Source organism: Bacteroidales bacterium (genome assembly GCA_023229505.1).
GTDB lineage: Bacteria > Bacteroidota > Bacteroidia > Bacteroidales > JAGOPY01 > JAGOPY01.
In genome coordinates this window covers 1-8,326 of sequence record JALNZD010000078.1, presented here as the reverse complement: position 1 = coordinate 8,326, position 8,326 = coordinate 1, and the positions used below count along the sequence as shown (strand labels likewise).

The following is an 8,326-nucleotide window of genomic DNA, read 5'->3' as shown; positions in this document are numbered from 1 at the left end:
TTAAAGAGCTTCTAAATGGATGAAATATTATGTAAAGCGATGTGCGTTATTCTTTATGTCAAAGCGTTGACTATTAACAAGTAATAAAACATCGCTTTACATAATGATTTACTGTGCATAACCCAGCTTATGGAAAGTTTTACATAAGCTGGGCAGGAAAAATTATTTGTTTGCAGGTTCGCACGAAGGTGCCCAGCGAGCAGCCATTATGTATTCTTTCTTTGCCACCTGCAAAATCAACAACATCGAGCCGTTCGACTGGCTCACCAAAGTCCTCACCCGCATCCCGGATCACTCTATCCAACGCCTTGAAGAACTGCTTCCGCAGAATCTGAAATAAAAACCCCGGAAATAAAACTAATTTTGCGTTACGAGTCAAGACGCATCAGACCGAAGGGTTACGTATAATTTCAAAATTTTTGTGACGTAAAAAAAGAAATAAATGGCTTACGACTGCGAAACTACACCTGGTAATGTTTTATTATTCTTTTATATGATTGATGGTAAAGTTAAACATGCACTATTTGTGGATAATCCTACTTGAATCTTTACAAGGACTAGTGTCATTTAACTTCGCTAGTTTCATGCCTTTAAAATTAAGAGTCTGTTTAAAAATTTAAGATAAACTATTGATCATATTGATTAACAAACGAATGTGAATAATAAGTAAAAAGGCTTTCGCCAACCGGCGGATAGATTTCTTCAGTTTGTAATAACCAATAAAATAAACGAAAATGAAAACCTATCCAAGCGATTTGACCGAAAGCCAGTGGCAAGTTATAGAAAATCTTATTGATCCTAACCAAAGAAAGAGAAAATACTGCCTCCGGGATATTATGAATGCGCTTCTTTACATTACTAAAAGCGGAATACAGTGGCGAATGCTTCCCAAAGATTATGCACCATGGGAATCTGTTTATTATTACTTCCGTAAGTGGAAGAGAGATGGCTTGATCGAAGAGACGCATGATTTCCTTGTAGAAAAAGTCAGAATAGGTATTGGCAAAAAGCCTACACCATCGGTTGGTATTATTGACAGCCAAAGTGTAAAGGCTTGTAATCTTTGTGAAGGAGATGTTGGGTATGACGGCGGAAAAAAGACCAAAGGAAGAAAGCGGCACATTGTTGTTGATACTCTGGGCTTGGTTATGATTATCGTTATTCATGCTGCCAATATCCATGATAGTGTCGGCGCAAGAGAAGTTATGAAGTCCTTGAAAGACAAGTACCTTACGGGTATTCGGAAAATATTTGCAGATGGAGGTTATATGGGTGAATTGATTGAGTGGGTATGGCTTCAGTTTGGATGGACGCTGGAAATTGTGAAAAGAAATGAAACAGGCACATTCAAAGTCTTGCCCAAACGCTGGATTGTAGAACGAACATTTGCCTGGCTTTCTTTTCATCGAAGAATGTCTAAAGATTATGAAAGGTTACCCGAATCTGGTATCGCTTTTATCCAGTTATCCATGATTCGGTTAATGGTTAATCGAATTTCTATATGAATTTTAAACAGTCTCTAAGTGTTTTATACCATATATTCAAATTGCACAAAGAACTTTTTATTTATTCAGTCTATTCCTTGTATTATATATAAATCTCCCTCGTCTTCAGGAGAGTATTCAATCAACCCACCCCCATAACCAACCCCCCAAAAGTTCTGCTCAAGCAGACCCCGTGCGGTCGTCACTGGCATAATTAACGAACATTAAATAATATTTGAGAGTTACCAATTCGTATACCAAGGATTTAGTAAAGTCTCGGATGAAGCCACGTTCGGGACGTGGGGGTCGTGAGTTCGAATCTCACCATCCCGACAAGTTCAAATCTGAAACCCTCACTAACAGTAAGGGGTTTTTTATTTATTCCAAATACCTTATATCAAACCCGTATCAAATATTGTAAAAAGTGACAGAAATGAACATTAATGTTCTTTTTTAATATTGGATGGTTCAGATTGTGGATTTTAATATAATAAGGGCTGGGATGATGCGTGAAATTAAAGGATTCAACACATTCAATAAAGTATTCAAGGTGTCAAGCAAAATTTCTTAATGGAAACGAACAAGACAAAGAAGAAAAAAATTAAGGAACCTCCGGTACAACAGGAACTTCAGGCTCAATTAGAACTTCAAGTAATTCTGGTACTTTTGTTTCATCTGGTACCTCTGGCTCTTCGGGGACTCACTGAACCATTCATGATTTCAAATCAGATACCATTAATAACAGTTTTTTACAATCTTAAATACATTGACAAAGTTATTATTGGTCACTTTCAAATAATATATTCCCGTTACCAGTTCACTGATATCAACAATCGTTTTGGATGGTGATAGTTGACCCTGGATAAGCGGCTGACCATTAAGGTCAGAGAGGATATAATGACAACTATTTTGTACTAATAATGTTTCAACAATTATTTGGGTCGATGCTGGATTGGGATGAATATATATAGGGTTGCCTAATAATTTATTAACATTAATGCCGGCTGTACATTCATTTTCAACTTCTTCAACGCTATTACAACCTGCAGCATTTCCAAAAATAAAAACGTTACCATTAGGATCCGCCAGGTAATCACAGACACTCTCTACATCACAAGTTGATAAATTACTATTCCATGAAATTTGTAAGTCATTAATAGAGGAGGCGGCAATACTATCCAGTCCATCAAGACTTGTCAATGCACTATTGCTTGAGATTGTAAGATTTCCATCAATTGAATTCAATTTTTCCAGTACTTTAATGCTGCTAAGTGACTCATTGGCTGAAATATATAAATCATCTCCGATGGAAACCAAATTGTCCAATCCGGTCAAATCAACGAGCGACGGATTATTATCCAGGTTTAAAAAAGAAGACAGGGTCGTCACTCCCTGCAATCCATCGAGGTTGACCAGGTTTTCATTATACCAGACCTTTAAGAGATCTGCCTTGGTCAAATTTTCCAATCCGTGAAAATTGATAAGGCTTGCATTACCGACTATATCGAATATTCCCGAGAAGTGATCCACATTGTTTAAACCTGTAAAGTCAACCAGGGCCGGATTGTCGTAAACGTAGGCCTGTGAGATCCTGGTAAGGCCTTCCAGTCCTGCGAAATTTATCATGGAATTGTTTTCTTCGATGAAGATGTCGCTCCCGATGTATTTCAGATTATCCAGTCCGTTCAGGTTGATGAGGGACTGATTTCCCACAACACTCAGAAACCACTGTATGGTGTCCAGATTGTTCAACCCGGCCAAACTGTTCAAATTAAGATTGTTTACGATATAAAGAGTGCGGACAAAAGTCAGGCCTTCCAACCCTGCCAGGGATGTGAGCAAGGGATTTTCGGAATCTTCCCAGCCGATAGCCAGGTTGTTGTCAACGGATGTCAGGCTGCTTAATCCGCTGAGGTCAGAGATATCATTTCCGCATATGGTAACTGGGCCGATAATTTCAGTACATCCAGGATAATCAATCGGAAAACTATCAATCTGGGCTTGTGTTGAAAAAGTTATGCCTTCTGGCAAGCAGGACTGTGAGAAGCCCGTAAATGAAATGCACAGACCAATTATTAATGCGTAGACCTTTTTCATAGTATGACATATTTAAAATGTAGTGGCAAACTTTTACTGCTTCACAAACTTCCCCACCATCACCGTCTTTGCAGTGGTTATGCGCACAAAATACACGCCAAGGGGCAGCGTAGAGATATCCAGAATCGTTATGGGTTCCGTTATGCGGCGGGAAATGACCTGCTGGGCGCTAACATTGTATATGGATAAGGTTGTGTTATTGAAGGGGGTGGTGGAAGGCAGTGCTATGGTTATTGTGGTGGATGCGGGATTAGGATAAACTTTAATATTATCTAAAGGCACCGTCAAGTCATTTATTCCAAGAACCGTATGAAAATAATAGTAGGTGCTATCACCACTGGTTATTTCAGTGCCGTCGATACTATAATGTTTACATGAATAGCCTGCTTTAAAATTATTGGCATCGTAAGTATAGGTAAGGAGATACCAATTAATCCAGATGCTGTCATTCCACATTTGGTATATTTCACTCGTCAGGTTATTATTGGCATCATAAACCACATCAACGGCTTTAGAATTAATCTTCCATCCAACGTTATCCATATCCCAATCCCAGTAATAAATACTATCATAGATTTGGATTAATGAACGCTGTGTTATTGTTTGATGCTTGATATCTTGTTCCAAATTTATTTCGGAATAGATGTTAGTTGTTCTGCTTCCTGCATCTTTCATCATACCCTGAACATTTTCCCGTGGATTTGATGTTCGAAGTTGCGGGTCAAATGTTGGATGTTTGCTTTGTGCAAATGCATTAATTGATAATGCAAGGCTTGCAAAGAGTAGCAATGTTTTCATTTGTATATTTATTAAGTTAGCTAATCCGTAAAACAAAATGGTTAAGAGAGTAAAGTTTCATGTACGTGCTTCTATAGTGTGATTCTTAAGCTTTTAAGGTGAACTATTCCTTTACTATTTTCAATACTTTCACCGTATCGTCGCTGGTTAATTTCACCATATAAATTCCTTGTGGCAATGTGCTAATATCAACCACAGTTTTGGATTCTGTGACCTGTTGCTTGATCACTTCCTGGCCGTTCAGGTTGAAAATGGAAATTTGAAATTTGGGAGTAGTTTTCGTGTTTTCGATGGTTATCTGGGTGAAGGAGGGGTTGGGGTAAATTGAAAATGTGTTTAAATGATCTAAATCATTGACAGATATCGTGGCACAAGCCAATTCCACTTCTTCCTGGCTGTTGCAACCATTTGCATTATAGTAAATCCCAATAATTGCACTGGAATCTCCCAAATAATCACATATACTTTGAACCTCACAAATTGATAAAGTATAGTTTTCAATGATGTTTATATCAGTGATAGTAACAGCATTAATAGAATCCAACCCCGTTAAGCTCGTCAGGACTGGATTGGATATTATATCAAGTCGTCCCCCGATCGATGTCAATCCAGCCAAGCCCGTTAAACTGATAAGGACAGGATTTTCAGCAATTTCAAGGGTACCCCCAATGGAATGTAACCCTTCCAAACCCGTTAGGCTAATGAGAGCGGGATTGCCTGCAAAATATGTGCTGCCAATACTTAAGTTTCCACCGATGAAAGTCAGACTATTTAACCCCGTTAAACTATTCAAACTTGCGTTATTATAGACAACAAAGGATCCTTTGATAGAATCCAATGCTTCCAGACCCATTAAACTGCTTAATGTATAATTACCAGAAATTTGAAAGGATCCTCCGATAAATTCCAGCACTTCCATATTAGTTAAACTGGTCAATAGATAATTCCCAGTAATATAAAGTGATCCTCCGATAAATTCCAATGCTTCCAACCCTGCTATACTAATCAAATTATGATTAGCAGTAATTTGTAAGGTTCCTCCGATAGAAGCCAAATTCTCCAACCCAGTAAGGCTTGCTATAGTGTCGTTTTCATTAATCTCTAAAGATCCTCCAATGTAGGTCAGCATGTTCAACCCTGTCAGGTTTGTCAGGGAGGAATTGTTCGCAATATCAAGATTTCCTCCAATGGAATTTACTGCATTTAATCCATAAAGATTATTAATATCATTGCCACTTATTAGGACATTACCCTGTAAATCTGTGCATTCAGGGTAATTGGCGGGGAAATTGTCAATTTCATCCTGACTAAAAAAGTAATAATTACCAAATGGCAGACACGGAAGAATTATAGCACAACCATTTGCTACCTCAGGTGGATTATTGCATCCTGGTGCATTATCATAAATATTAACAATACCATTGGGACTTGCCAGATAATTGCAAATACTTTGTACCTCACAAGTTGATAACACATTATTATGTGTAATACTCAGGTCTGATATAGATCCTGGACTAAGATTGTCCAGCCCTGTCAGGCTCGTTAGGGAGTCATTCTCATGTACTTCAATGTATCCACCGATAACATTTAGCCCCTCCAATCCCGTCATACTGGTTAGAGTGTTGTTGTGACTAACTTGAAGGTAACCACCGATGGAAATCAAATTATCTAAACTAATCAGGCTAATCAGGGAATCGTTGTCATTAATATAAAGACATCCCCCGATGGAATTTATTCCCTCCAAACCCGCCAGGGTTGTCATATTGTAATTCAAATAAATTAACACATCACCCTCAAAAGAAGAAAGATTATCAAGACCTGTCAGATTAAAAAGGGAGTCGTTACGGCCGATTCTCATTTCACCGCCAACATAGCTTAGATTCTGGAAAGTTGCTAAGTTTTTAAATGAGTTGCAATAACTGATCCACATGCTGCCACCAACATATACGAGATCAATAAAACGCGCCGAATCCGACAAGCATGGGGCCTGGTAAAATTCCAATGCGCCACCGATTGAATCCAAATTACCCAGCCCATCAAAATTCTTTAAAACGAAATTATTGAGTAACTTGAAATCTTGTCCTATATAGTCCACTGATTCAAATCCTGAGACATGTGTCAAACTATCGTTTTGTTCAAGGATTAAATTGTTACCCACATATTTTAATCCATTGAATCCGCTTATACTTTTTACTTCCGGATTCCTAAGATACAACCTGCCATAAACACTATCCAATGAATTAAAACCATTAATTTGGTAAATATTTTCATTGTCTGCGATATCAAAGCTTCCACCAACAACTTTCAAGCTATCCAGTCCTTCCATACTACCAATCCCGGTATTCTGGTGAATTCTCACATCTCCTCCGACATATTTCAGGCTCGCAAATCCTTTTAGATCATCAAAAAAACTATACCATGCGTTCAAATCTCCACCTATTGTATCCAGGTTTGCAAGCCCGTCTGTATCTGTGAGAAGATTATTCCAGGTAAATATGAGATAGCCCCCGATATAGGTGAGGTTCTCAAGCCCGTCCAGGTTCTGGAGATTGCTCAGATAATGAATGCTAAGATATCCTTCTATTCTTGTGATAGTGGAAAGTCCAACTAAGTTAGTAATACTACTGCTAGGCCCGAACTGACCAATAAATACATCACCTTCAATAACAGTGCAACCAGGGTAATTTACCTGAAAGCTGTCGATTTGAGCTTGCGTTTCAAATGTGATGCCTTCCGGCAGGCAGGACTGCGAAAATAATGCTCCCTGAAAGACATTAAATAAAACTAAAAGAGAGATTAGTTTTTTCATAATGACTTAATAAATGGTAAAGAAAACTCCTAGTTTAGCACTCTCAAATTTAAGCAATTTAAATATCTTATTTTCAGCAGGATTTAACTTTTCCCTTTCCTATGTATATATTCCTGTCAAATGGATGAGTTTGCTAGACTAACCCACCCCAATAACTAACCCCCTGAAAGTTCTGCTCAGGCAGACCCCGTCCGGCTTGTACTGGGTTTCCCAAGCAAATAAGATAATAATCGAGAGTTACCAATTCGTATACCAAGGATTTAGTAAAGTCAGCAGTCAACAATTGGCAGTCAACAGTTGACTGCTTCTCATTTAAAAGCGTATTTGCAGCGTGATCCCATTTTCGTTAATTCCTGCTCTGAGCAAAGTATGATTTACTTTTGAATGAAGTATTCCGGTGTTATAGTAATCAATCGCTTTCGTAATATTCTGCTTATACGCTTTTCCAATAGGAATGGATAGTGCCATTATTCCTCCACCGACCACCACTCCGGCTATTAATCCGGACCAAACTAATGACGATTCTTCTTTTTCTATTCCTTCTGCGATTCCAAAGAGAAGTCCATAACAGGTCGTTATGAAACCTATTCCGAAAATGGCCCCGGAAAAGTTCCTGTTTAATTTAGCTTGTTTGTAAAATTTGTAAGCTTCAGGATTCGATTGAACAAACTTCGATAATTCCAGAAAGGTACATTCCTGGTTTCCTTTATAAAACTTCAGGTTTCCGTTTTGCTTTGTTATTTTGATGGTGTCAATTGAATCCTGTCCTGAAAGATGAAAAACTGAAAACAGAATTATAATAAATAAGAAAATTCTATTCATTGCGATTGCAATTAGCATTGGATTTACGGCGTGGTCTTTCATTTATTTGAAAACAGGAAGTAAGCAAGTTTAGCTGCCATTTCCTGATAATTATGTTCAAGTTGAAGATTAAAATCATTCTTCTTATAATAGGTGTAAATTGTTACAGGCGGTAAAAATTCTATCTCAAGTTTTTCGTAGCATTGAATAATTTACTACTCCCCATTTTTTAGACCACGAATTCACTTTTCTTAATTGAATTTATTAACTCTATTTGTATTGATATTGCTGTTAATTTCGGGAAATAACTCGAAGAGTTATTCTCGATATTAACAGC

5 protein-coding genes, 1 tRNA gene and 1 pseudogene are annotated in these 8,326 nt (G+C 37.8%); 3 read left to right on the top strand and 4 right to left on the bottom strand.

Features of this window, described 5'->3' with window-relative positions; all coding sequences use genetic code 11:
• Window positions 1–148 precede the first annotated feature (148 nt).
• The 3 genes and pseudogenes from M0Q51_16805 (at window position 149) to M0Q51_16795 (ending at window position 1,814) form a co-directional block, all read left to right on the top strand.
• Window positions 149–277, top strand: a pseudogene (locus tag M0Q51_16805) (IS66 family transposase).
• 457 nt (window positions 278–734) lie between these two features.
• Window positions 735–1,505, top strand: a complete 771-nt coding sequence (locus M0Q51_16800) for an IS5 family transposase (protein MCK9401632.1) — start codon at window positions 735–737, stop codon at window positions 1,503–1,505.
• Window positions 1,506–1,743: 238 nt separating this feature from the next.
• Window positions 1,744–1,814: transfer RNA gene (locus M0Q51_16795), tRNA-Ser, on the top strand.
• A 405-nt stretch (window positions 1,815–2,219) separates the two neighbouring features.
• On the opposite strand, the gene M0Q51_16790 is transcribed toward M0Q51_16795, so the two are convergent.
• The 4 genes from M0Q51_16790 to M0Q51_16775 all read right to left on the bottom strand — a co-directional run bounded on the left by M0Q51_16790 (window position 2,220) and on the right by M0Q51_16775 (window position 8,010).
• Window positions 2,220–3,581, bottom strand: a complete 1,362-nt coding sequence (locus M0Q51_16790; protein MCK9401631.1) for a T9SS type A sorting domain-containing protein — start codon at window positions 3,579–3,581, stop codon at window positions 2,220–2,222.
• A 33-nt stretch (window positions 3,582–3,614) separates the two neighbouring features.
• Window positions 3,615–4,379 carry a T9SS type A sorting domain-containing protein gene (locus M0Q51_16785; GenBank protein MCK9401630.1) on the bottom strand — a complete coding sequence of 255 codons (765 nt, stop codon included), beginning with the start codon at window positions 4,377–4,379 and terminating at the stop codon, window positions 3,615–3,617.
• A gap of 103 nt (window positions 4,380–4,482) precedes the next feature.
• Window positions 4,483–7,188, bottom strand: coding sequence for a T9SS type A sorting domain-containing protein (locus M0Q51_16780; GenBank protein MCK9401629.1), 2,706 nt, complete (start codon window positions 7,186–7,188; stop codon window positions 4,483–4,485).
• Window positions 7,189–7,500: 312 nt separating this feature from the next.
• On the bottom strand, window positions 7,501–8,010 hold the full coding sequence (locus M0Q51_16775; GenBank protein MCK9401628.1) for a hypothetical protein: 510 nt from the start codon (window positions 8,008–8,010) through the stop codon (window positions 7,501–7,503).
• Window positions 8,011–8,326: the final 316 nt, after the last annotated feature.

What these genes read in the sequence shown, in the direction of transcription:
- M0Q51_16800 (MCK9401632.1), top strand. Translation starts at nt 735, where the DNA reads ATGAAAACCTATCCAAGCGATTTGACCGAAAGCCAGTGGCAAGTTATA.
- M0Q51_16790 (MCK9401631.1), bottom strand. Translation starts at nt 3,581, where the DNA reads ATGAAAAAGGTCTACGCATTAATAATTGGTCTGTGCATTTCATTTACG.
- M0Q51_16785 (MCK9401630.1), bottom strand. Translation starts at nt 4,379, where the DNA reads ATGAAAACATTGCTACTCTTTGCAAGCCTTGCATTATCAATTAATGCA.
- M0Q51_16780 (MCK9401629.1), bottom strand. Translation starts at nt 7,188, where the DNA reads ATGAAAAAACTAATCTCTCTTTTAGTTTTATTTAATGTCTTTCAGGGA.
- M0Q51_16775 (MCK9401628.1), bottom strand. Translation starts at nt 8,010, where the DNA reads ATGAATAGAATTTTCTTATTTATTATAATTCTGTTTTCAGTTTTTCAT.